Origin of the sequence: Helcobacillus massiliensis, assembly GCF_033106145.1 — a bacterium.
Classification (GTDB): domain Bacteria; phylum Actinomycetota; class Actinomycetes; order Actinomycetales; family Dermabacteraceae; genus Helcobacillus; species Helcobacillus massiliensis.
This window is the reverse complement of sequence record NZ_CP136959.1, coordinates 534,318-558,049: the sequence shown is the minus strand read 5'-3', so window position 1 is coordinate 558,049 and position 23,732 is coordinate 534,318. Positions and strand designations below refer to the sequence as shown.

Sequence of the window (23,732 nt, the reverse complement as noted above, 5' to 3'; positions counted from 1 at the left end):
ACAACGTGCTGTACCCGTCACCGCTCTCGCGAACCGCCATCACAGCGGCGCGTGGCCGAGTGCCTGCGCCACCCGGTCCACAGCGCGGGCCTGGACGAACCAGCGCAGATCCCCCACCAGAGTCGTGCGGGTCGGGTCGAGGTATGCGATCCTGACCGGCGTCCACAGAAGGCCGAAGGTGGCCTGCGAGATGACCACCATGTCCGGCGGGTCCGCGATCCGCCACTGTCCGGCGACCCGGGTCAGATGGAGGGTGTATCGCATCGGCTCCCCATCCAGGAGCCAGGTGCGCACACCGGAGGAGTCCACGCGGGTCACCGCCGTCAGCGTCACCTCCACGGTGGAGGTGTCGACCTGCGAGATCGCCGGTTCTTCATTGGGGACATGGACGAAGACCTCCGTGTCCGGCGCCTACGTGCGGGCCTTTTCGGGCGTGAGGAACTGGCGGGCGACCGCGGAAGCGGACGCAGCCGCTGCGAACGCTGTTAGCGCGCCGCGGCGGGTCAGGCCCCGGCTCCTCATCCGATCTCCCGCGGAGTGCCCACCCACTCGCCGTCGTCCGGCAGCTCCCATGACCGCCGCAGCGCCAGAGGGGAATCGTCCACGGATGCGTCCGGAGTCTTCGGCAGCGTCAGGCGGAACACGGCGCCGCGGCCCTCCTGGCCCCACGCCTCCAGCCAGGCACCGTGCAGGTGAGCATCCTCCGCCGCGATCGACAGGCCGAGGCCGGCACCGCCGAGCGTGCGGGAACGCGCAGGGTCGGCTCGCCAGAACCGGGAGAAGACATGGCGCGCGGACTCCTCGGAGATGCCGACGCCGAAGTCCTGCACGATGATCGCCGCGCACTTCTCGTTCGACGCGGTCTCCACCGCCACCGGGCCGCCCTCCGCGTGCTCCAGCGCGTTCACCAGCAGATTGCGGACGATCCGCTCCATACGGCGGAAGTCCATCTGCAGCAGGATCGGCTCCTTGTGCCACTTCACGCAGAACGCCGAATCCGCCTCGTCAGCGATCGGCTTCAGCAGCTCTACCGTGGAGCGGGCCACATCGCTGAGGTTCTCCTCGCGTTCGTCGAGGATCGCGGCTCCCGCGTCGTGGCGGGAGATCTCCAGCAGGTCCGCCAGCATGTGGTCGAACCGGTTGACCTGGTCGGTCAGCAGCTGTGTGGTGCGCCTGATGGTCGGGGAGAACGAGTCCTTCTCCGCATCCAGCACGGACGCCGCCATCTTGATGGTGGTCAGCGGGGTGCGCAGCTCATGGGAGACGTCGGAGACGAAGCGGTGCTGCACATGGGACAGCTCCGTGAGGTCCGTGATCTTCTCCTGCAGGGACTCCGCCATCCGGTTGAAGCTAGTGCCCACGGTGGCGAGCTCGTCGCCGCCGCGCACGTCGATGCGGTAGTCGAGGTCACCGTCGGCGATGCGCTCAGCGGCGTTCGCGACCCGCCCCAGCGGAGTCTTCAGCATGCGCGCAATGATGATGGTGATGCCGAGCAGCAGCAGCATGATGACAGCGCCGCCGGTCAGCAGCACGGGCCGCATGAACGAGAGCGTGTTCTGCTCCTCCGCGAAGGAGTACAGCATGACGAGGTCGAAGGATCCCGATCCGGGCACGCTGATCCGCACCGCGGTCAGCATTCCCGGGGTGCCGTCCTTCAGCTTCACGTTGCGGTGCACGATCGACCCGGTGGAACCGGACAGCTGCCCTCGCAGCTCGGGGTCCACGTAGTCCATCACCGCGCGGTCCGTGGAGATCGTGGACATGGTGGACTCCTCATCCACCGGCAGCAGCGCCGCTGACGAAAGCGGGCCGTGCTCTTCGGTGCGCAGCGACTGGATGAACTGGGCAACCGAGTCCTGGCGTTCACCGGGGCTGCTGCCCACCGAGCTGCGCAGTTCTCGGGTCAGCGAACTGCGCGCGAGCTCGGTCTGTTCGAACACGAGGTCGCGGCGCTGATCGTAGAGTCCGTCGGCGATGACCGTGGAGAGGTAGCCGCCCACCGCGGTGATCGCGATGGCGGACAGGACGAGGGTGATGACCGCAACGCGGACGCTCAGCGGCCAGTGGGGGTAGTGACGCCTGCCGGAGCGTCCGAGGGGGGCGCTACTTTCCTGCTCGATATCCGACACCACGAACCGTCACCACGATCTGCGGGTTCTCCGGGTCGAGCTCGATCTTGGCGCGCAGTCGCTGCACATGCACGTTCACCAGGCGGGTATCGGCGCTGTGGCGGTAGCCCCACACTTCGCGCAGCAGGACCTCGCGGCTGAACACCTGCCACGGCTTGCGCGCCAGCGCCACGAGGAGGTCGAACTCGAGGGGGGTGAGCGGCAGGCGCTCCTCCCCGCGCCACACGCGGTGGCCCTCCACATCGATGACGATGTCCGCCACCTTGAGCGTTTCGGGACCGGGCTCCTCCTGCCGGCGCACACGGGCGCGGATGCGGGCGACCAGTTCGTCCGGATCGAACGGCTTCGTCAGGTAGTCGTCGGCTCCGGCCTCCAGACCCTCCACGATGTCCTTCGTGTCACTGCGGGCGGTCAGCATGATGATGGGAACACCGGAGACCTCGCGCATGCGGCGGCAGATCTTGTTGCCGTCGGTCCCCGGCAGCATCAGGTCCAGGAGGACGACGTCGTACATGCCGTCCTCGAAGCCGTCGAGTGCTTCATTCCCGTCCGCTGCGGTGGTGACATCGAACCCCTTGCCGGTAAGAACGATGGAGACCATCTCGGCGATGGCCGCATCATCATCGACCACGAGGACCTTGGGTGAAGTGCTCATGGGTCCCATTATGCCGGAAGAGGACGGAAATTCGCTGATCTTACCGCTGCTGGATCAGCATCGGGAGGCCTTCAACATCACGATATGCCAACGAACACGCAGAACAGGTGATGTGCGCCCCGTGCTGGACGAGGTCGCTTCGACATGCGGGGCAGCGCACCACATCGGCCGCCCACGCCGGCAGGGACGGGATTCGGCTGCGCGCTGCGGGATGCGCCGCTCCATCAGGGCGGCCGACGGGTCCCGCCGAATCCGAGCGGCGCCGCCCCGCGGGGGCATCGGCGCGGATGATCCCCAGGATCTCATCGCGCATTCGCGCCATAGTGTTCCCGGTCGCCGCCTCCACGTTCAGTCGCAGCAGCGGCTCCGTGTTCGACGGGCGCAGGGAGAACCACCAGCGCTGATCCTCGGGCATCGCCTCATCCCAGTGGGTGACGGTCATGCCGTCGAGGTCGTCGATCGTGACGCCCGGGACCCCTTCGATGGCGGAGCGGACCCGCTGCGCGGCGCCGTCGGCATCCGCAACGCGGGAGTTGATCTCACCGCTGGCGGCGAACGGGTCGTGCTCCGCCATCAGGTCGGAGAGGGTCCCGCTGCTCTTCTGCAGGGCGCGCAGGGTGTGCAGCGCCGCCAGCATGCCGGAATCGGCGAAGAAGAAGTCCCGGAAGTAGTAGTGGGCGGAGTGCTCACCGCCGAACACCGCGTTCTCCTTCGCCATCAGCGCTTTGATGATGGAGTGCCCCACTCGGCTGACCACCCACCGGCCGCCCTCGGCCTCGATGGCGTCGCGCACATGGCGGCTGGAGACGATGTTGGCGACCACCGCCGGGCTGGTCTCGCCCTCGGCGCGGACTCGGCGGATCTCACCGGTGGCGATCATCGCGGTGATGGCCGACGGGGACACCACCTCACCTGATTCGTCCACCACGATGCAGCGGTCGGCGTCGCCGTCGAAGGCGAGGCCGAGATCGGCGCCCTCCCGCTTCACCGCTGCGCGCAGATCGCTCAGGGTGGAGTAGTCCAACGGATTCGCCTCATGGTTCGGGAAGGTGCCGTCCAGCTCGAAGAAGAGGGGGACCACCCGCAGGGACGGCACCCGCTGGGCGAGCGCGGGAACGGTCAGGCCCGCCATCGCGTTTCCGGCGTCGACCACAACGGTCAGCTCGCGCTCCCCGTCCAGGGGGACGAGGGACAGCACGGTGTCGATGTAGTCGCCGAGGGTGTCGATCTCACGCTGCTCGCCCCTCCGGCGAGCCGCGGGGATGGTGCCTGCGTCCAGGTACGCCTGGGCGGTGTCGCGGATCTCGGTGAGCCCGGTGTCGCGGCCCACGGGAACGGCGCCGGCGAAGCACATCTTGATCCCGTTGTCCGGGCCCGGATTGTGGCTGGCGGTGAACTGCGCGCCTGCGACGTCCCGCAGACCGGAGGCGCAGTACAGCTGGTCGGTGGAGCTGAGCGAAGCCCACAGGACAGTGGAGCCGCGGGTGCGGGCCCCATCGGCGAAGGCGCCGGCGAGCTCCGGGGAGGATTCGCGCATGTCGTGGGAGACAATGATGTCGGCGCCGTCCAAGAGGTCGGCGAACGCGGCGCCGAGGGCGCGGGAGCCGTCGGCGGTGAAGTCCTCGTGGGCGCGCCCGCGGACGTCATAGGCCTTGACGATGCGGCTGAGATCGGTTCCGGAGCGGTCGATCGGTGTGGATACGGTGGTCACGGGTCTCCTCATTCGCTGTCGGCGGAGCGGACAACGCGCAGGTGCCGGCCCTGACCGGCAGCGCCGGCCTGCTGGGCGGGAGTGCCCTCGCGATGGGGCGCCTGCGCGGGAGCGGCGGGGGCGCGGTGGGCGCCGTGCGGTGCTCGGGACGCGGCCGAAGGTCGGTCCTCGGCGTCGGCGAGGGCCTTTGCGAGGGCGAGGACGTCGTCCTGCTGGCGCAGTTCGCCGGGGACGCGCTGCACGGTCCAGCCGTTGGGGACCGTCAGGCTGCGAGCGTGAGCGAGGCACAGGTCGTACCCGTGCGGGTCGCGCTCTGCCGGGAGCGGGCCGATGACCGCGACGGAGTCCGCGTAGTTGTAGGTCAGGACGGCCACAGCGGGCTCGGAGCATCCGGTTTTTGAGCATTCACGATCAGACACGAGGCAACTCTATCGCGAGCCGCAGCGCTGAGCCTCACCGCCTCCGGCGCCGATAGGCTGGGGCCATGCCCTCCCCTCGACGCCGCCGACGCGGCCGCGCCTTCCGTCACGACCTCGTGCCGCCGCATCTGCCCGGCTATGTGAGCCGACGCGAACGCTTCGACGCTTCGGTGCAGGATGCGATGGCGGAGATGCTGCAGCGCTTCCCCCGCGAGCTGGAGTACGTGGAAGTGCTCGCCGAGGACGTTCCGCCCTCGTCGCACGCGCACTGGGAGGACGCGGTGCTGCTGGGACGCGCTTTCCCCGGCGACCGCCAGTCGCCGCCGCAGATCGTGGTGTACCGCCGCCCCATTGAGATGCGTGTGACGGACGCGGAGGACCTGCGGGAGCTGGTGCGCTCGGTGCTGGTGCAGAACGTGGCATCTCTCCTCGGCAAGCAGCCCGAGGACATCGACCCCGACTTCGGCCTCTGAGGCCGACCTGTCCTGCGCCCCGGTGGGCCGCCCAGCTGCGGTGATCCGCTCAGTACTGCAGGCGGACGTTGACGCCGGAGGCGGCCACGTTGTTGTCCGCCAGGCGCACACTGCCGATGAGCGGTCCGCTGCTGCCCGCCTTCGCGGTCTGGACCCAGTCCCCCGTGATCGATGAGGGCGTCTCCGGCACCACGATCAGGCCCGTCAGGTCCTCCGGCTTCGGGTCGATCTCGGTGGCCGCGATCGACAGGGTCTGACCGTCCGCCACCGGCTTCGTCACCGGCTTCGACAGGGACCCGTCGGCCTTGGTGCCGATCACGGTGACCGTGGTGTCCGCCAGACCGAACAGGCGCACCTGGCCGTCGGCGCCGCCACGCGGCAGCGCGAGCACGGAGGAGTTCCGGATCGGGTCCGACGGGTTCTGGATCGTGAAGTCCACCGCTTTCGAGGTGGTCTCCCCCGGCTGATCGCTGCCGAACACTGACGAGCGGATCGTGGCGAACACGGGCGCCTCGGATTCCACCGTCACCGTGTAGGCGCCGCGGGGCAGGGTCCCGGTGTCCAGCTGCAGCACGCCGGAGGCGGGGATCTGCACATCTGTCATCTCCCGGTCCTTCACCTCGCCGGTGGGGCTGATGAAGCGGACAGTCGCGGTGGTGGGCTGCCCGGTGCTGTTCAGCAGGTCGATCTTGAGGGGCCGGCCCGCGGTGATGGTTGCGCCGGGGAACACGTGGTCGGTGGACGGCGCCTGCTGCGCGGTGGCGATGTCACCGCCGTGCGGGGTGAGGCCGTCGCGCTCGGACGTCTCCATGCTCATCGCGAGCGGCGAGCCCTGCACGGTGACCGACACGCCGAGCGAGTCGAATCCGGGGGCGATGGATTCCATCGGGATCCGCTCGGTTGCACCCGGCGCGACCACGATGGTGCCGCGGCCCTGCGGGTCCGCTTCGCCGTCGGCTGTGTTCACCGTCAGGCTGGCGGAGGAGGGCCGGTCCGTGGTGTTGGTGAGCACGAGCACGCTCGATGAGCCGGGCGTGGTGGAGACGCCTACGAAGGTGCCCTTCACCCGCGGCTCCCAGCAGCGGGTGAGCGCGAGGGACCGGAAGTCACCGGATTCGGTGCGGACGGCCTGGATGGTGTCCGCGATCGGCCGCTGGGAGTCGAACGAGGTGGAGCGCATGATCGCCCCGTCGGCGCCGGCCTCCGCGGACGCGGTTGCGAACTCCGCCTTCCCCTTCACCGGGGTGGCGTCCAGCGGGGTCCCGTCGCGGTTCTCGGCGTCGATGGTGGGGGTGCGGGGCGTTCCGTCCTCGGTGAGGCGGGTGGCGGCGACCTGGTCCTGCCCGAACAGGAGGCTCGTGTCCGGTTCGAGAGCGAGGGTGCGCACCTGCGCGGTGTCCGCGGGCTTCTGCTCGGCGAGCGCCTCGTCGGTGCCGGTGGTCTGTTCCGGCGGCAGGAACGGCCCGGGGCACGACTGCGCCTGGGCGACCGCGGTGGAGCGGGCGGAGAGGTCCTCCACGGAGGTGAACGACTTCTGGCCGAGGGTCGCGCCGGCAGCGACGACGCCGATGAGGGGGACGAACGCGAGGACGGCGGCGGCGACGCGGCGGCTGCGCACCGGGCTGCTGCCGACAGGGCCCGGGTCGGTGGGGCCGACGGGGTCTGCGGGAACGTGCGGCTCAGTGGGGGTGGAACTCACAGTGCCTCCTTCGAACGGCGGCGCCACGGCAGGGCGACCAGCACGGTCACCGCCAGGATGATGAGGCCGATGATGATCAGCGGGGTCGCCAACGGGCTGGTGTAGCGGATGTGGAGCTCACCGCTGGCGCCTGCCGGCAGTTCGAAGCCCTGCGCCCAGTCGTCGACCACCACCGGGGTCAGGGCGCGGCCGTTCAGGGTGGCGTGCCACCCGGAGTCGGAGCGCTCGGAGAGCATCACCGTCCGCACGTGGTCGGCGGCCTTCACCTGCGCCTGAGCGTCGGTGCGGCCCGACGGCAGGGCCGTCGTCGTGGTCGGATTGATGCGCTGGCCGGGCGCGGAATCAAGGATCATCGCTCGGGCCGACGGGTCCACCACGCGCCACAGCCCGCCCTGATCGGACTCGGTGACGCGCTCGAACCGCGGTGAGGAGTTCAGCGCAAGAGTGATGGAGTCCGCGTTCTCCTGGCTGGGCACCACCACGTACTGCACCGCGAAGGTGGACAGCGGCGGCACCACGCCTGTGCCGTCGTCGGCGAGGTTCGCGGCGATGGAGCCGACGAGGTGCTCACTGGCGGTGTCGAACGGGCTGGCTGTCTCCCCCAGCTCCGCCTGGCGCGCGTTCTCCGCACCGGAGGACTGGTCGATGGAGTCGCCTGCACCGTCCACGACACGGCCGGTGACAGAGCCGTCGTTCTCCTGGTGGAGCACGAGCGTGCGGGTGCGCTGATCGGACACGCCCTGGTCGGCGGCGACAGCGGGGATCTGCAGCTCGGTGGTGCGCTCCAGCTCCATCGCCGACGGCGCCATGATCGCCCACGAGGCGACGAGACCGACGGCGAGGATTCCGAGCACGGGAGCGAGGGTGCGCCGCAGCCAGGTCTGTCCGGCGACCGGCGATGCAACGCGGTGCGCGATCGCGTCCCCCGTGCACAGCAGAGCGGTGACGAGGCCCGCGCACACGATGGAGAGCGCTGGTCCGGCGTAGGAGGTGAAGGGGGTGCCGTCATCGAACCCCGTGACGAACCGGCCGAGGGCCAGGGCGAGCGCGAAGCCGCCCGCCACCACGAGCACCGAGAAGATGCCGACCCGGCCGGCGTCCCCGGCGAGGAACGGGGCGGTCAGCAGCGCCAGCAGCCCGGCGATCATCAGCGAGGCGGCGAACAGGGCCCACAGCAGGGACCCGTCGGCCCCGGCGGCTTCGGCGAGGCGGCCATGCGCGGTGGGCTGCAGCAACGCGAGGTCCGCCAGTGAAGGGCGGGCGAACGCGCCCTCGACGCCGCTGACGGCGATCAGCGACTTCGGGTGCTGAATGTAGGCGGTGAGGTTCGGCAGGTGCAGGCCGAGAACGGGGATCGCGAACCAGACCATACGCCAGCGTCGACCGGGGATGAACGGGATGATGAACAGCAGGCCGATGAACGCCATCGGTGCGAGGATCGGCTGCACAGCGCTGATCACAGCCAGGGCGAGACCGCCTGCCGCGGCGGCTGCCGGGCTCGCCTGCGCCGTCTTGTGCGGCAGGCCGATGGCGCGTACCAGACCGATGGCGGCGAGCGGGATCATGAGGTGCACCAGGACGGCGGGCCAGCGACCGGACAGCAGCGCGTCCGCGAACGGTGGGGCGGTGGTCCAGGCGACCGCGGCGATGAGGCGCACCACGATGGACCGGCTGAGCGTGCCGGCGGCGAACCAGGCGCCGAGCGCCGCCGCGGGGATGGCGAGCAGCTGCAGGGTGAGCACGATCGCGTCCCCGCTGAGGGGGATCATGCCGACGAGGCGGGTGAGGGCGTCGGAGGGGCCGGACGCGCCGAGCTCCCCGGGGATCCAGGAGGAGAAAACGGTGTCCCACCGGTCCTGGAGCACGTTCGTGGGGGCGATCAGGTGGGGGCCGACGAGGGCGCCGCGCCCCAGGATGCTGCGCATCGCCAGCAGGGCGATGGCTGCTGAGAGGCCGGCGAGGATGAGCGTCCACACGGTGTGCCGACCGTAGTCGGCGTCGTCTGCGCCATGACTGGTGCCGGCGATGCCCCAGGTGGTGCGTTTGATGCGGCGCGTGTGCGCGTCATCGGCGAAGAGATCTGTCCACACTTCGTCCAGTGCCAAGCGGGCGGCGGCACTGCGCGGAACGTACAGCGGCGCGAGGCGTCTCCGTGGGATCGGTGAGCGCGCACTCGAGGCGCGGCCGCGGGCGAACACCGCGGGGGCGTGGCGCAGGATCCGGACGAACGCCTGCAGTTCATGGCCGACTGCGCGGGGCCGGTGCGAGACGATCGCCCCGATGATCCGTGCGATCAGCGCGAACGGCAGGACGAGCAGCGTCAGGATGCCCATGAGGGTGGGCCGCTGCCGGATCAGGGACAGGACCTGACCGGACCGGAAGGCAACGGGGTCCTTCGCGCCGGTGAGGCGGCTCGGGTCTGCGCTGACACGGGAGTCGGAGACAGCGGTGACGCGTTCGCCGGAGCGCCAGATCCGCTGGCAGAGGTCGAGTTCAGCCCATGGGGAGGCGAGCGCCGGGTCGAAGCCGCCGACCTCCTGCAGGGCGGCGGTCTGCACCAGCATGCTGGGCAGTGTCACCCCGAGGACATCTGTGCGCCAGTCAGCCTGCCCCTGGTCGATCTCCCCGGTGTCCACACTGGTGCGGATCCGGTGGGAGTGGGTGAGGGTGATGCCGAGGTCCACCAGTGGTGGGGCATCGGAGCGGGAGTTCGAGGACAGGTGCTTGGAGCCTGCGACCGCAGTGGAGGGCACCTCTCGGACGGTGCGGACGAGTTCCTCCAGCGCGTGCTGGTCGGGTTCGGCCTCCATGGTGAGCAGCCAGAGCCAGCTCTGGTCGTCGGCCGTGGCGCGGCGACGACGGCCCCCTCTGGCGCTTCCGCGCTGCCGCAGGCGAGCCGGAACGCGTGCTTCTTCCTGTGCTTCGCGGGTCGAACGGGCGAGCTCCGCTTCGGTGTCGACGCTGCGGGCGCGGCGGCCACGATGCTGAGGGGAGACCGCGGTGGAGCCGCCGGTGTGCGCGTCGGCACGGCCGCTGGATTCGGCTGCCCGGGCGCGGTCAGGAGCGACGGCGGCGCCCTGCGCGTCGGCGTCCTGAGCGGCGTGATCGGCGTTGTCGGGGCGGTGCCCGTCGGCCGCGCGGCCGTCGATGCGGGAGGCGACGGCGCGGGTGGCGCCGGCCAGGGTGGCACCGGGCGACAGGTTGATGCGGTCATCCACCATGCCGTCGGTCTGGAGGGTCGCCAGGTATTCGGCGACGGGCTCGCTCAGTCCGGCCGCGGCGACGAGGACGGTGCGGTCGGCGGGGCGGGACTGCTGCCGGACTGCGCGGACTGTGCGGTCAATGGCGCCGACGGAGTCGGCGGGCGAGACGAGCAGAACCGCGGTGACATCGCGCTGGATCACGGACGCTGGTCGTCCTTTCCGGAGGATCGGTGGGCGCTCAGATGGCCTGCTTCTTCAGGCGGCGGCGTTCGCGCTCGGACAGGCCGCCCCAGATGCCGAAGCGCTCATCATTGGACAGGGCGTATTCGAGGCATTCGGCGCGGACCTCGCAGGAGGTGCAGACCTTCTTGGCTTCGCGGGTGGAGCCGCCCTTCTCGGGGAAGAACGCCTCCGGGTCGGTCTGGGCGCACAGGGCCCGCTCCTGCCAGGACGCGGGTTCCAGCTCCTCACCGAAGTCACCGGCTCCCGTAATCTCCACGATCGAGAGTCCGCTCTCCATGGGCGTGCGAGGCGCGTTCTGCTGCATCGGCGCGATCCTTTCCAGCCGGAGGTGTGCGGTGCCGCCGCAGTCTGCGCACTCCCCCACATCGGGGTCTGACACAATCATCTGCGGACCGGCAGGGCACCTCTCGGCCACTGTCCTGTCCCAACTAAACTACACTGGTGCAACTCCGCTTCGTCAAGTGCCCGTGAACCTTCGCTCGGGCCCAGTGCGACAGCGGACCGCCCGACTCGAGGAGACCCCACGATGCCAGCACGCCTGCTCAGCGAGGACGAGCCCTTCTTCCGCGAATGGAAGCGCCACCACGGCCCCATGGTCCGGTCCCGTCAGCGGGCCGCTCTCCTCGCCGAGACCGTCGGCATCGACCGGGACCCCGCCGTGCCCGTCATCGGAGTGGTCGGATCCAAGGGCAAGGGCACCACGGTCGCCGCCGCCACCCAGCAGCTGCGCCGCCTCGGCCTGAACGTGGGCACCGTGTCCTCCCCTCCGTTCATCACGAACCTGGAGCGCATCCGGTTCAACGGCGAGCCGATCTCCCTGAAGGACTACACCGAACTCGGACAGGTGCTCTCGGACGCGATCCAGCAGCTGCCGCCGGTAGAGGAGACCGACGGGTACCTCGCCCCCACCGGCTGCTTCACCCTGATGGGCGCCCACTATCTGCTGGAGCGCGGCGCGGACGTCCTCGTCATTGAGGAGGGCCTCGGCGGCGCCACCGACGAGATCTCCCAGTTCCGCCTCGACACGCTCGTGGTGACGCCCGTGTTCCTCGAGCATGAGGGCGTCATCGGCGACACGATCGAGGAGATCGCCTGGAACCTCGTCGGCGCCGGTGACCGCCGCACCGAACGGGTCGTGACCCTGGAGGCACAGGACCCGGTCGCGATCCGCGCGATCGAGGTTCTCCTGCCGCAGGCACATGTGCTGCGAGTGCCGTCCCCGGAGGACCTCGGCTTCGGGCCCCTGACCTCCGCGAACATCGCCGCAGGGTACACCGCCGCACTCGCCGCCCACCACCGCGCGGACACGCTCGAGGACCTGCCTGCGCTGGATCTGAGCGGTGCCCGACACCTGCAGCTGCCCGGGCGCTCCAGCTTCCTGCTGCACAACGGCGCGCCGTGGTTCCTCGACGCGGCGATCTCCCGCGAGGGATTCCAGGCCGCGCTCGCAGCGGTCAGCGCCCACAGCGACTTCCGCGGCGCCCGCTATCTGGTGTGCCTGCCGGACATCAAGGACATCACCCGCATCATCGACGTGGTGGACAAGGACCGCACCACTCTCGTGCGCACCCATGAGGACCACCTGACGTTCGAGAACTACCCGGAGGACTGGGCGCAGGCGTCGTTCGAGGACGCTGTGCGGGACGCGGAGACCTCCGGTGACCCCGTTGTGTGCCTGGGCACGATGAGCTTCGCCGCGGAGATGGCAGAGCGGATGGGACTGGATGTGGACCGCTGGTGGGTGGAGGATCCGTCGGCCGCGGAGACGGGGGTGGAGCGATGAGCGACCTCTCCCCCACCGGCGCCGATCTGCTGGCCGCTCTTGAGCAGCGCGGCCCCTCCCCCGCCCTCATCTGGTACGGCGGCGAGGACGGCCGCACCGAGCTGTCCGGGCATGTGCTCGCGAACTGGGTGACGAAGACCGTCAATCTGCTGCGGGACGAGCTGTTCACGGACCCCGGCGCGCCGATGGTGATCGCGATGCCGCCGCATTGGAAGCGCCTAGTGCTGGCGCTCGCCGGCTGGTCGGTGGGCGCTGAGGTGCGGATCCTCAGCCTCGACGCCGCCGCCGGCGAGGCCGCCGGGCTGCTCGCCGAGCCGCTGGCCGACGGGACGGTCCTCGCCACCAGTGACCCCGCTCTCGACGCCGTGGATCAGGCTGACGAGGTGCTGGTGCTCGATCCCGTGTCCCTCGCGCTGCGCTTCAGCGGCGAGGTCCCCGACCTGGCGCATGACTACCTGCCGGCGGTGCGCGGCCACGGCGACCACCTGAGCGCCCCGCTGGAACACTTCAGCGGCCCATCCCCCGCCCACCTCGAGGGCGGTGATCATCGCGGCGACGGTTCCGGTTCGGTGGAGCCGGGCGCGGTGGTGGCGCTGGAGGACATCGATGGAGCCGATGCATCGCGCGCGTTCGCGGTGTGGCTGGCCGGCGGTGTGGTGCTGGCGCCTGCGTGGGCTGTCAGTGAGGAGCAGCAGCGCGCCGAAGGGGTGCGCTGACTAGTCGGTGTCGAGGTCGTCGGGTTGGCCCTCGTGGTGCTCGTCGGCATCGTCCTCGTGCTCGCCCGGCTGGGCGTCGCCGCGCAGCACGCGGATCGCTTCGGCCGGATTGCCGTTGAAGATCAGGTTCCCGGACTGCATGACGGCGATGCGCGAGCAGAGCTTCTGCAGCATGTCCAGCTCGTGGGAGACGATCACCATGGTGGCGCCGTCGGCCTGCATCTGACGGATCCGCTCAATGCACTTGCGCTGGAACGGCTCGTCACCGACCGACAGGATCTCATCCACGAGGAAGACGTCCGGGTCGGTGTGGATCGCCACGGAGAACGCGAGTCGCAGGAACATGCCGCTGGAGTAGTACTTGACATCGGTGTCGATGAACTTCTCGATTTCACTGAACGCGACGATGTCATTGAAGCACGCATCGATCTGCTCCCGGGACATGCCGAGGATCGCTCCGTTGAGGTAGACGTTCTCCCGGCCGGACAGGTCCGGGTGGAACCCGGCGCCGACTTCAATGAGCCCGGCGACGCGGCCGCGGACCAGCACGCGCCCGCTGTCCGGGAAGAGAACACCGCTGATGGTCTTCAGCAGGGTGGATTTGCCGGAGCCGTTCAGTCCGATCAGGCCGACGGTCTCCCCCGAGGACACGGTCAGGTCCACCCCGTTGAGCGCCATGAAGGAATCGGAGAGCTTCTTGCCCTTGAGGGCGGCGAACGCCAGCTCCTTCAAGGAGTGGTTGTGCCGCAGCGAGAACTCCTTGGTAACGGATTCGATGCGGATCATTTCGCGGGCGTCGGCGTCGGGCAGGGACGCGGCGCTGGGAAGAGCGGTTGACATCGCCGTTTCAGAGCTCCTGGGCGAAGCTGCGCTTCGCGCGGTCGAACACGAGGGCCCCCACGATGAACGTGGCGATCGCGGTCAGCAGGCCGAACCACCACAGACCGGCCACGGAGGACCCGATGTCGATCGCTGCCTGCGCTTCGGGGCTGGGGTGTGCGGTGCGGGCGTAGCCGCGCCAGAACGCCGAGTGGAACAGCTCCACCACGATGGTCAGCGGGTTGTGTGCGTACAGCGACCAGAGGATGCTGTCGCCCATCTCTTTGTGCACGAGGGAGATCGGGTACAGGATCGGTGAGGCCCACGTGGCGATCATGATGATGAGGTCAACGAAGTTCTCCACGTCTCTGAACGCGGCGTTCAGAGCGGCGGCGAGCATGCCGAGGCCCACCGTGAAGATCACGAGGATCGCGAAGCCGGCGGCGAACGATGCCGCTTCTGTCAGGCCGGGCCGCCACCCGAACACGAGGGCGCCGACTGTCAGCACCAGCAGCTGCGGAATGAAGTGGATGATCGCGACCACCGCACTGGACCAGGGGAACAGTTCGCTCGGCAGGTAGATCTTGGAGACCAGAGGCGCGTTGGACGAGATGGAGCGGGTGCAGTTGCCGAACACCTCTCCGAACAGGTTGATCACCACGATGCCGGAGAACAGGTAGACGGCGTACGCCGGCATCGACCGGTTCAGCTGCAGGAACACGCCGAGGGCGATGAAGAAGACGAGGAACTGCGCGGCCGGTTTGACGTATGACCACGCCATGCCGAGCACGCTGCCGCGGTAGCGGACGCGCAGCTCCTTCTTCACGAGCAGGCGCAGCAGGAACCGCTCCTTGACGGGGTTCAGCCAGCCGGCGTCATCCCCCGGTTCGCGCCATCCCTGCTTCTTCTCCTCACGGTTCAGCGCGGTTCGGCTCAACGATCAGCCCCCGCGCTGTTCTTGTCCTCCCGCTGCGGTGCCGGGTTCGCGGCGAAGGTCTTCTCCCACTCCTCGAAGGAAGTGATGCGCGGCGCGGCATCCTGGAACGCACGGCTGAGCTCCTTCCACCGGCGGGTGAGGTCGGCGTGGACGCGCACAGACTCGCCGAGCGCCTTCACCGCTTCCTTCGGGTCGCGCTGGTACCAGAACACCTGAGTTCCCTCAGCGTTGGAGACAAGGGCGCTGTCGTAGCGGGTGAGGCGCCACCAGCGGGCATCCTGGTGCGCGATCGCTGCCTGCGGGTTCTTCTGCGCCTTCTCCGACGGCTTCACCAGCGTCTGGCGCACCAGCTGCTTCGCCGCCCACAGCGGCAGGGCGGCACGGCGGGGCTGCGTGAGCGGGCGGCCCTTGCGCGGCGGCTTGCCGGGCACCACAGCCGGGAAGTCGTCGATGTTCTTCTTCGGGCGAGAGTCCGCATAGTCACCGGTCTTGGACCGGATCTCAGGAAGGATCGTGCCGATGTTCTGGTGCAGGGCGTCCGGGCCGTCCAGGATGGCGCGCTGCGCGAGGGCACGGCCCATCTGGGTGAAGTACTGCATCGAGAAGACATGCTTGATGTCGAGGAACTGCGACTCCTTCGTGACACGGCCGCCGTTCTCGTACGGGGAGTGCAGGAGGGCGGTGATGATGCGGTTGCGTTCGTGGAAGAACGCCTGCCAGCCGACGAGGTCGTCCTTGTCACCCCACGCGACGTGCCACACGGCGGCGCCGGGCAGGGACACGGTCGGGTAGCCCGCCTTCTTGGCGCGCAGGCCGTACTCGGCGTCGTCCCATTTGATGAACACGGGCAGGGACAGTCCGATCTCACGCACCACTTCGGTGGGGATGAGGGTCATCCACCAGCCGTTGTAATCCACGTCCACACGGCGGTGCAGCCACGGCGTGGCGCGCAGCGGGTAGGAGGCGAGGTTGTAGCTGAGCTCCATCTCCTCGTTCGGTGCCGCGGGCTGCGTGCGCCACGGGTCCACCACTTCGCCGAAGGTGTGCAGCGAGGAGCGGTTGTTGAGATCGAACATGTGGCCGCCCACGAGGGTGGGGCGGGTGCAGAAGTCGGCGAAGGTGAGGACGCGGTGGAAGGACTCGGGTTCGATGACGATGTCGTCATCGCAGTTGATGACGTAGTCGGAACGGCCGTTGGTGGAAGCCTCGTACATACCGCGGGAGAAGCCGCCCGAGCCGCCGATGTTGCCCTGCTCGATGATCCGGAGCTTCTCGCCCATCCCCTCCTGCAGGGGCGTGAGCTGCTCGGCATGGTCGGTGAGGCGGTCGCTGCCCTGGTCGATCACGTACATGACGTCCATGAGCTCCAGGAGGTCGTCCTGCCGCAGGAGAGTGCGGATGTTGTCCAGGCAGTACTCCACCTTGTTCATGGTGGTCATGCCGATGGAGAAGGTGCCGCGGCGCTTCGCGAGGGAGGCGTCTGCAGAGTACGCGGCGCCGAGGATGCGCAGCCCCTGGGCTCCGGCGAAGGCGTCGAACCAGTACCAGCCACCGTCGCCGAAGGCGTCGAGCTTCAGCGGGACGCGGGTGGTGCGCCTTCCGGTGACGGCGACGGCGTCCACGCGCTGCTGCGCACCCTTGGCGTTGGAGCGGTTCACGACGATCTGCCCGTCACCCTCGGTCTGGATGGTGAGGGTGATCTCCCGCACCGGGGTCCAGCGCCGCCAGTACGAGGCCGGGAAGGCGTTGAAGTAGGTGCCGAAGGACCGGGAGCCTGCGGCGGGGATGGTGGCGCCGAAGCGGGAGCGGTGCTCCGAGAGGTCGAAGTCCTCCGCCACAGCAGCCCCGGGAGCCATTGGGGTCTGCTCCGCCTTCTTCTGCGGACCGACCTCTCCGAGGGCCGACCCGGTGGAGGCGAGGGCGGCGGCCCCTGCAGCAACGGACTCCACGTACAGCGGCAGAGTGTCCGCCATCGGGTCCTCCGGCATGATCAGCCGGTGGAGGACTCGGTGGTCGTCGGGGATGCGGACGGTCTGGTTCATCGGGAAGGCTCCTGGATGGTGGTGCGGATGCGTCTCGGCCGGGCGGGGTGCGCTCAGGACCGCAGCAGGTCCGGCAGCTTGTTGTCCGCCATGGACAGGGCCGCGCCGATCGCCATGTGCATGTCGAGGTACTGGTAGGTGCCGAGGCGACCGCCGAAGAGGGTGGAGGGCTCGGCGGCCGCCTTCTCGCGGTACTGCAGCAGGGTCTCGCGGTCGGCGCTGGAGTTGATGGGGTAGTACGGCTCGTCGTCGCGCTCCGCGAAACGGGAGAACTCACGCTGGATGAGGGTGCGGTCGGTGGCGTAGTCGCGTTCGGGGTGGAAGTGGCGCGGCTCGATGATGCGGGTGAAGGGTACGGACTCGTCGGCGTAGTTCATCACGGACGTGCCCTGGAAGTCGCCCACATCGAGGTGCTCGGTCTCCAGGTCGATAGTGCGCCACTTGAGGTCGCCGAGCTCGTAGTCGAAGTAGCGGTCCACCGGGCCGGTGTAGACGACCGGAACATTGCCGCGCAGGTTCTTCTTGTTGAGCTCCTGCGATTCGTCGAAGTAGTCCGTGGACAGCTTCACCTCGATGTTGGGGTGGTCCGCCATGTTCTCGAGCCACGCGGTGTAGCCCTTCGTGGGCAGGCCCTCGTAGGTGTCGTTGAAGTAGCGGTTGTCGTAGGTGTAGCGCACCGGGAGGCGGGAGATGATCGAGGCGGGCAGGTCCTTGGGATCGGTCTGCCACTGCTTGCCGGTGTAGTGCTTGATGAACGCCTCGTAGAGGGGGCGGCCGATCAGGGAGATGCCCTTGTCGTTGAGGTTCTCCGGGTCCTTGCCCGCGAATTCGCCGGCCTGCTCGGCGATGAGCTCGCGCGCTTCGCTGGGGCTGTAGGCGGCGGAGAAGAACTGGTTGATGGTGCCGAGGTTGATCGGCATCGGGTACACCACGCCCTGATGAGTGGTGTACACCTTGTGCACGTAGTCGGTGAACGAAGTGAAGTCGTTGACGTACTTCCACACCCGCTCATTGGAGGTGTGGAACAGGTGCGCACCGTACTTGTGGACCTCGATGCCGGTGCGGTCATCGACCTCGGAGTACGCATTGCCGCCGATGTGGTCGCGGCTCTCGATGATGGTCACGCGGGCGCCGTGCTCACGAGCCGCGCGGTCGGCGATGGTCAGTCCGAAGAGGCCGGAGCCGACGATCACGAGGTCAGGGTTCGACATGCGTCTGCCTTTCTGAAGTCAACGTGGCTCCACTGTACCGATTCGGCATCTGAGGAGCCCTTCGGGCGGGCCGGTGGAGACCCTCCCAATACCTGTTCACCCCGTGCGGGTGGGAAGTCACACACCGATCTTCTCGACGAGCAGGCGGTACATGAGCCGCCGGAGAGGGCCGGGCACCGTTCGGTAGGCGCCGCGGATGCAGAGGTTGCGCAGCGCGCGGGGCCAGGAGGTGACCCCGTCGGCCACCATGCGGCGCTGCATCCGGATGTCGCTGCGGAACAGTTCGAGGCCGCCGCGTCGGTCGTACAGCTCCGGGCCCACGCGGTAGTCCACGAGCGCTTCGGCGAGGTTGCCTGCACGTGCACCGGCTCGCAGCATCCGGTACCAGAGGTCGTAGTCCTCCATGAACGGGAGGCTCTGATAGCCACCTGCGGCGAGCACGGCCTCCTTGCGGAACACCACGGTGGGATGCTGAAACGGCGAGTGGTCCTTGAGGTACCGCTCGATCTCCTCCTGCGAGGTGGGACGGTTGCGGGTTCGGCCCGAGCCGAGTTCGCGCATGCCGGCGCCGAGGATGTCGAGGTTGCGGCGCAGCAGCGCCGGGATCTGCTTCTCGAAGCGGTCGGCGTGGTTGAGGTCGTCGGCGTCGGCGCGGGCCACCAGCGAGGTGGGGCACGCCAGCAGGCCTTCCTGGAGGGTTTCGGCGAGGCCGCGGTGGTCGCTGCGGCGCAGCACGGTTGCGGGGCCGTACTCGCCGCGCTCCACACCGTCGGCGATGGCGGCGAGCGCCGGGGGCAGGTCACCGTCGCAGGAGAGGACGACATGGTCCGGCGGAAGGGTCTGCGCGCTGGTGGCGCTGTGCAGGGCGGCGCGGACGGCGGAGGGCTCGTCGTTGCCCCACACCGCCATCAGAAGGGTGAACGGCTCGCGGGGATGCTGCGTCACCGGCGGGCCGCCTTCTCCACGGCTCGGATCTCCTCGGCTCGCTCCGGGTCGGCTCCGAGGACCACGGCGTTCATGCGGGGCATCTCGCGCAGGCCCTCGCGCAGGCCGCGCCACGCGATCGGCAGAAGGTCGCCGCGGGTGCGCAGCAGGGTCCTCCCCCAGCCGAGCGCGGACTTCCCGCCGTAGAGGACCTGCTCCTTCCGGGTGAAGGAGTCGGTGCGCAGGAGGGTCCACAGGCGGTTGCGGACGTCGTAGCGCATGCGGCTGCCCGGGTTGGCGGCGGCGTTGGAGAACGCGACGGTGCGGTGCTCGACCACGCTGCCGGGCACGGCGAAGCCCTGACCGCTGCGCAGAAGGCGGCCGGTGAATTCGAAGTCGTCGCTCCAGATGAAGTAGTCGGCCTTCGGCAGGCCGTGGGTGCGGACCTCGCCGGCACGGATGAGGGCGGAGACGAAGCTGGCGGTGCGGATCGGGCGCACTCCGATCTCGGCGAAGCGCTCCACCTCGCTCTGGGGGACCCCGAGGCGGGTCCGTGAGGAGTTCATGGGGTGGTCGCGCCCGTCGGTCCAGACGGCACGGGAGGAGAGCACGGCGGCGCTGATGCCGCGCTGCTGGAGTCGGTGATCAGCGGCGAGGAGTTCGGCGAGGGCGTCCGGAAGGGGGACGGTGTCGTCATCCATGATCCACAGGAAGTCGGTGTGCTCGCCGCTGCGGAGGGCGTGGGCCATGCCGGCGGTGAAGCCTCCGGCGCCGCCGACGTTGCGGTTCAGGTGGAGGACGTCAGCGCCGATGTGGTGTTCGTCGGCGACGCGCCCGGATTCGTCGGTGGAGGCGTTGTCGATGATGATGACGCGGTCCGCGGGGCGGGTCTGGTCGGCCAGGGCGTCGAGGCTCTCGCGCAGGAGATCGGGGCGGTTGTACGTGACGACGACAGCGGTCACGTGCATCGGCGCGAGGTCGGCGGGCATGGATGATCTCCGTTTCGTCGGGCTGGTTCGCCTCGAGTGTAATCGGGCGAGCCTGCCGAATCGTGGTGGCGCGAGGGGAGGTGAGGTGAAGATTGTTCGCACGCGCGGCGATGGGGTTGTGGAGGGTGGGCCGACGGGCCTCGAAGTGGGACCGTTGCTGTGTACTCTGAGTGGGCACCAGACCCCGAGCAGTTCGATTCGGAGACCCCATGAACCAGGATTCCCCCGAGCAGTCCGGCAGGTCGCATGCGCGACCCGGCAGCTCTGCCCGCCCCATCGGCCCAGCCGGAGGGAATCCTCACACCCGCTCGTCCCGTCCGCGCCCGCCGCGCGGTTCCCGTCCTGTTCCGACGGGTGAGCAGCCCACGCAGCAGATGCCGCGCCAGGAGCCGCCGACCCGTCGGATGCCGCCCGTCCGCGGTGGCGCCCCTGCTGGTGGCGCACCTGCTCGAGGCGCGACCCCCGTCGGCCAGGGCGGCGCTGCCGCAGCCGCGGCCGGCTCTCATCCCGCTGCAGCACAGCCCGGCGCGCTACGGCCGAAGGGACGCCCGCAACGCATGCCCGGCCAGGTGGGCGGCTCCCGGCCTGCGCGTCGGGAGGGAGGCCGACGGGGTCTGCCGCGGTGGGCGAGGCTCCTGCGCGCCGCGGCGATTCTGCTGATCGTCCTGGTGCTCGGATGGGGCGTGGGGCTCGGGGTGTGGACCAACTCGCACATTCAGCACACGGCCGCCCTCTCGGACGCCGAGGACACGCCCGGCACCACCTATCTCGTCGCCGGCGCGGACCTGGAGGACGGCGGCGCGCAGCGCACTGACACCCTCATGCTGGTGCACAAGGCGGACAACGGGAACACCTATCTCGTGTCGATCCCCCGCGACACCCTCGTGGACATCCCCGGGAAGGGGAAGTACAAGATCAACGCCGCCTACGCGATGGGCGGCCCGAAGCTGCTGGTGAAGACGATCGAGCAGTTCACCGGTCTGACGGTGGACCACTTCGTGGTGATCGGGTTCGACGGCGTCACCGACATGGTCGACGCCGTGGGCCACGTGAACCTGTGCATCGACCAGGACGTGGACGATGAGAAGTCCGGTCTGAAGATGACGAAGGGCTGCCACGACGTGGGCGGTGAGCAGGCGCTCGCGTTCGTCCGCGCCCGCTACTTCGATCCGCGCGCAGATCTGGGGCGCCAGGAGCGCCAGCAGCAGTTCATCTCATCGATGATGAAGCGCGCCGCCTCCCCTGCCGTGCTTCTGAACCCGTTCGCCCATGTGCGCTTGGCGAGCGCGTCCGGCCGAGCACTGCTGACCGACGACGACACCGGGCTGGTGGACGTGACGCGACTGGGAATGGCGATGCGCAGCGCATCGAATTCCGGCAGTGCGGTGCCGATGCCGATCGACAACCCTGCTTTCCAGACCAAGCATTCGGGTGTGGCGATCTCCACCGATGATCAGGAGATCGAGACGTTCTTCTCCGAGATCAAGGACGGCACGCTCGATGTGGAGAAGGCGAAGAAGAACGCCCTGTGATGGGCGCGCTCAGCGCAGGATCATGTCGATGACGATGTTGATGGAGTTCAGAACCGACTGACCCTTGGCGCGGGAGTAGTCGGTGTACAGGATGTGCACCGGATGCTCCTTGTAGGTGAGGCCGTGCCGATGGATCTCCGAGGGGATCTCCGAGGCGTGCGCCATGCGGTTCTGCTCAATGGTGATGACCTCGCAGGCGGTGCGGCCGAGCACGCGCAGCCCGTTGTGGGCGTCGGTCAGGCTGACCCCGGTGGTCAGGTTCTCGTACACGATCGCCCCCTTGAGCACAATCCGCTTCAGCAGGCCCGGCTTGGTGCGGGTGTCCAGGAAGCGGGAACCGAGGACCACGTCCACGCCGTCATCGTGGAGCATGCGGATCATGGAGGCGGCGTCATCCACCTGATGCTGACCGTCGGCGTCGAAGGTGACGACCTGGCGCATGTTCTCGTCCTGCAGGGCGTAGTCGATGCCGGTCTTCAGCGCGGCGCCCTGCCCCATGTTGTAGGGGTGGCGGACCACGACGGCGCCGGCGGCTTCGGCCTGCTCAGCGGAGTCGTCGTCGCTGCCGTCATCCACGCAGACCACGAGGGGGTAGCGGGTGCGCAGCTGCGTGATCACGTCATGGATCACGGGGCCCTCGTTGAAGAGGGGGATGACGAACCAGGTGGTGTCCGTTCCCGGGTCGGGCAGGGGCGCTGAAGTGGTTGGCTCGCGGCGCTCCTCGGGGACGTGGCTCATCGCGCTCCTTCGGTGGTTCGGCGTCGTGACGGCGGGGCCGGGCGGCGGGCGCGAGCTTCGCCGCATTCGGCATGGCGCTCCCATGGTCCCCGACCTCTAGGAGGATACCCTGTTGAGGACTGTTAACCGGGACGCGGACTCGGCCTGGTGGCCGGATTCGCATCGACCATGTGAGGACACCCGAACGTGAAGACTGCCGTTGTTGCACTGGGGAAGATCGGCCTTCCCCTCGCCGTCCAATTCGCTGACGCAGGCCACGAGGTCATCGGCGTTGACGTCAACCAGCGCACCGTTGACATGGTCAACGACGCCAAGGAGCCGTTCCCCGGCGAAGCGCACCTGCAGGAGAAGCTGGAGGAGCTCGTCCCCGCTGGTCGGCTGCGCGCCACCACGGACTATTCGGAGGCCATTCCCGGCGCCGACGCCATCGTGATCGTGGTGCCGCTGTTCGTCAACGACGAGACCTGGGAGCCGGACTTCGCTTGGATGGACGCGGCCACCACGTCGCTTGCCGAGCACATCACCCCGGGCACGCTCGTCTCCTACGAGACCACCCTGCCCGTCGGCACGCTGCGCAACCGCTTCGTGCCCGCAATCGAGAAGATCTCCGGCCTGAAGGAGTCGAAGGACTTCTTCGCCGTGTTCTCCCCGGAGCGAGTCCTCACCGGCCGCGTGTTCGAGGACCTGCGCAAGTACCCGAAGCTGATCGGCGCCCTCTCCCCTGAGGGCACGAAGCGCGCCACCGAGTTCTACGAGTCCGCCCTCCAGTTCGATGAGCGCCCGGATCTGGCCCGCCCGAACGGCGTGTGGGACCTCGGCACCCCGGAGGCGTCGGAGCTCGCGAAGCTCGCCGAGACCACCTACCGCGATGTGAACATCGGTCTGGCGAACGAGTTCGCGCTGTTCGCGCAGGACAACGGCATCGACGCATTCAAGGTGATCGAGGCCTCGAACTCGCAGCCGTACAGCCACATCCACCAGCCGGGCATCGCCGTGGGCGGGCACTGCATCCCGGTGTACCCGCGCCTGTACCTCTCCGGCGACCCGTCGGCCGAGACCGTGCGCTCCGCTCGCATCCTCAACGCCTCCGTCCCCGCGAAGTTGGTGGAGCGCGCTGAGAAGCTGCTGGGGTCCCTGAAGGGCATGAAGGCCGTGGTGCTCGGTGCGTCCTACCGCGCCGGGGTGAAGGAGACCGCCTTCTCGGGTGTGTTCCCGACCGTGGACGAGCTGACCAAGCGCGGCGCCGAGGTGTCCGTGCACGACCCGTTCTACACCGATGAGGAGCTCGAGGGCTTCGGCTGGACGCCGTGGCACGAGGGCGATGCCGCTGACCTGGTGATCGTGCAGACGAACCACCCGGAGTACGCGGAGTACTCGGCTGCGACCGTGCCGGGTGTGAAGCTGATCGTGGACGGCCGCAACATCACGGACGCCGCGAAGTGGCAGGGCACCCCGCGCCTGGTCCACGGCGACGGCGAGCAGTCGACCGCCTCCGCGAAGGACGCCTGA

20 protein-coding genes are annotated in these 23,732 nt (G+C 69.0%); 5 read left to right on the top strand and 15 right to left on the bottom strand.

Annotation, left to right across the window (positions count from 1 at the left end; genetic code table 11):
- Positions 1–39: 39 nt before the first annotated feature.
- The 5 genes from R3I40_RS02620 to R3I40_RS02600 all read right to left on the bottom strand — a co-directional run bounded on the left by R3I40_RS02620 (position 40) and on the right by R3I40_RS02600 (position 4,914).
- A complete protein-coding gene (locus R3I40_RS02620) occupies positions 40–318 on the bottom strand; it encodes an LpqB family beta-propeller domain-containing protein (RefSeq protein WP_285262137.1) in 279 nt (92 codons plus the stop codon).
- Between the two features lie 200 nt (positions 319–518).
- Positions 519–2,132 carry an MtrAB system histidine kinase MtrB gene (gene mtrB, locus R3I40_RS02615; protein WP_285262136.1) on the bottom strand — a complete coding sequence of 538 codons (1,614 nt, stop codon included), beginning with the start codon at positions 2,130–2,132 and terminating at the stop codon, positions 519–521.
- Positions 2,104–2,793 carry an MtrAB system response regulator MtrA gene (gene mtrA / locus R3I40_RS02610; protein WP_285262135.1) on the bottom strand — a complete coding sequence of 230 codons (690 nt, stop codon included), beginning with the start codon at positions 2,791–2,793 and terminating at the stop codon, positions 2,104–2,106. The genes mtrB and mtrA overlap by 29 nt, the downstream gene beginning before the upstream one ends.
- 31 nt (positions 2,794–2,824) lie before the next feature.
- On the bottom strand, positions 2,825–4,495 hold the full coding sequence (locus R3I40_RS02605) for a phosphohexomutase domain-containing protein (protein WP_285262134.1): 1,671 nt from the start codon (positions 4,493–4,495) through the stop codon (positions 2,825–2,827).
- 8 nt (positions 4,496–4,503) lie between these two features.
- Positions 4,504–4,914, bottom strand: a complete 411-nt coding sequence (locus R3I40_RS02600) for a DUF3499 family protein (RefSeq protein WP_183373660.1) — start codon at positions 4,912–4,914, stop codon at positions 4,504–4,506.
- Between the two features lie 65 nt (positions 4,915–4,979).
- Between R3I40_RS02600 and R3I40_RS02595 the strand changes: the two genes are divergently transcribed.
- Positions 4,980–5,387: a metallopeptidase family protein gene (locus R3I40_RS02595; RefSeq protein WP_285262133.1), complete on the top strand. Its 408-nt coding sequence runs from the start codon at positions 4,980–4,982 to the stop codon at positions 5,385–5,387.
- Between the two features lie 49 nt (positions 5,388–5,436).
- Here R3I40_RS02595 and R3I40_RS02590 read toward each other — a convergent pair whose 3' ends face one another.
- From R3I40_RS02590 to R3I40_RS02580, 3 genes are read right to left on the bottom strand one after another with little or no spacing between them, the layout of a single operon-like run.
- The gene (locus R3I40_RS02590) at positions 5,437–7,086 is read right to left on the bottom strand and encodes a DUF5719 family protein (RefSeq protein ID WP_285262132.1); all 1,650 of its coding nucleotides are present in this window, start codon (positions 7,084–7,086) and stop codon (positions 5,437–5,439) included.
- Positions 7,083–10,490, bottom strand: coding sequence for a glycosyltransferase family 2 protein (locus tag R3I40_RS02585; protein ID WP_285262131.1), 3,408 nt, complete (start codon positions 10,488–10,490; stop codon positions 7,083–7,085). The genes R3I40_RS02590 and R3I40_RS02585 overlap by 4 nt, the downstream gene beginning before the upstream one ends.
- 37 nt (positions 10,491–10,527) lie before the next feature.
- Positions 10,528–10,809, bottom strand: coding sequence for a WhiB family transcriptional regulator (locus R3I40_RS02580; RefSeq protein WP_375544814.1), 282 nt, complete (start codon positions 10,807–10,809; stop codon positions 10,528–10,530).
- A 249-nt stretch (positions 10,810–11,058) separates the two neighbouring features.
- Here R3I40_RS02580 and R3I40_RS02575 point away from each other — a divergent pair, with 249 nt between their 5' ends.
- Both R3I40_RS02575 and R3I40_RS02570 read left to right on the top strand, forming a co-directional pair.
- Positions 11,059–12,315 (top strand): folylpolyglutamate synthase family protein, encoded by a 1,257-nt coding sequence (locus R3I40_RS02575; RefSeq protein WP_285262130.1) that lies wholly within the window; start codon positions 11,059–11,061, stop codon positions 12,313–12,315.
- Positions 12,312–13,031: a TIGR03089 family protein gene (locus tag R3I40_RS02570; protein ID WP_285262129.1), complete on the top strand. Its 720-nt coding sequence runs from the start codon at positions 12,312–12,314 to the stop codon at positions 13,029–13,031. Before R3I40_RS02575 ends, R3I40_RS02570 begins: the two co-directional genes overlap by 4 nt.
- Here R3I40_RS02570 and R3I40_RS02565 read toward each other — a convergent pair whose 3' ends face one another.
- The 6 genes from R3I40_RS02565 to R3I40_RS02540 all read right to left on the bottom strand — a co-directional run bounded on the left by R3I40_RS02565 (position 13,032) and on the right by R3I40_RS02540 (position 19,953).
- Positions 13,032–13,871, bottom strand: coding sequence for an ABC transporter ATP-binding protein (locus tag R3I40_RS02565; protein ID WP_285262128.1), 840 nt, complete (start codon positions 13,869–13,871; stop codon positions 13,032–13,034).
- Between the two features lie 7 nt (positions 13,872–13,878).
- Positions 13,879–14,787, bottom strand: a complete 909-nt coding sequence (locus tag R3I40_RS02560) for an ABC transporter permease (protein WP_239375145.1) — start codon at positions 14,785–14,787, stop codon at positions 13,879–13,881.
- Entirely contained in the window at positions 14,784–16,829 is a 2,046-nt protein-coding gene (locus tag R3I40_RS02555; protein ID WP_239375142.1) for a glycosyltransferase, read from the bottom strand. The genes R3I40_RS02560 and R3I40_RS02555 overlap by 4 nt, the downstream gene beginning before the upstream one ends.
- Positions 16,830–16,882: 53 nt before the next feature.
- Entirely contained in the window at positions 16,883–18,040 is a 1,158-nt protein-coding gene (glf, locus tag R3I40_RS02550; protein WP_183373638.1) for a UDP-galactopyranose mutase, read from the bottom strand.
- A gap of 117 nt (positions 18,041–18,157) precedes the next feature.
- A complete protein-coding gene (locus R3I40_RS02545) occupies positions 18,158–18,985 on the bottom strand; it encodes a glycosyltransferase (protein WP_239375139.1) in 828 nt (275 codons plus the stop codon).
- The gene (locus R3I40_RS02540) at positions 18,982–19,953 is read right to left on the bottom strand and encodes a glycosyltransferase (protein ID WP_239375136.1); all 972 of its coding nucleotides are present in this window, start codon (positions 19,951–19,953) and stop codon (positions 18,982–18,984) included. Before R3I40_RS02540 ends, R3I40_RS02545 begins: the two co-directional genes overlap by 4 nt.
- Before the next feature lie 557 nt (positions 19,954–20,510).
- Between R3I40_RS02540 and R3I40_RS02535 the strand changes: the two genes are divergently transcribed.
- Positions 20,511–21,485, top strand: a complete 975-nt coding sequence (locus tag R3I40_RS02535) for an LCP family protein (RefSeq protein WP_239375133.1) — start codon at positions 20,511–20,513, stop codon at positions 21,483–21,485.
- Between the two features lie 9 nt (positions 21,486–21,494).
- Here the strand turns inward: R3I40_RS02535 and R3I40_RS02530 are convergent, their stop codons facing one another.
- Positions 21,495–22,223: a glycosyltransferase family 2 protein gene (locus R3I40_RS02530; RefSeq protein WP_183373636.1), complete on the bottom strand. Its 729-nt coding sequence runs from the start codon at positions 22,221–22,223 to the stop codon at positions 21,495–21,497.
- A 186-nt stretch (positions 22,224–22,409) separates the two neighbouring features.
- Here R3I40_RS02530 and R3I40_RS02525 point away from each other — a divergent pair, with 186 nt between their 5' ends.
- Positions 22,410–23,732 carry a nucleotide sugar dehydrogenase gene (locus R3I40_RS02525; protein WP_239375131.1) on the top strand — a complete coding sequence of 441 codons (1,323 nt, stop codon included), beginning with the start codon at positions 22,410–22,412 and terminating at the stop codon, positions 23,730–23,732.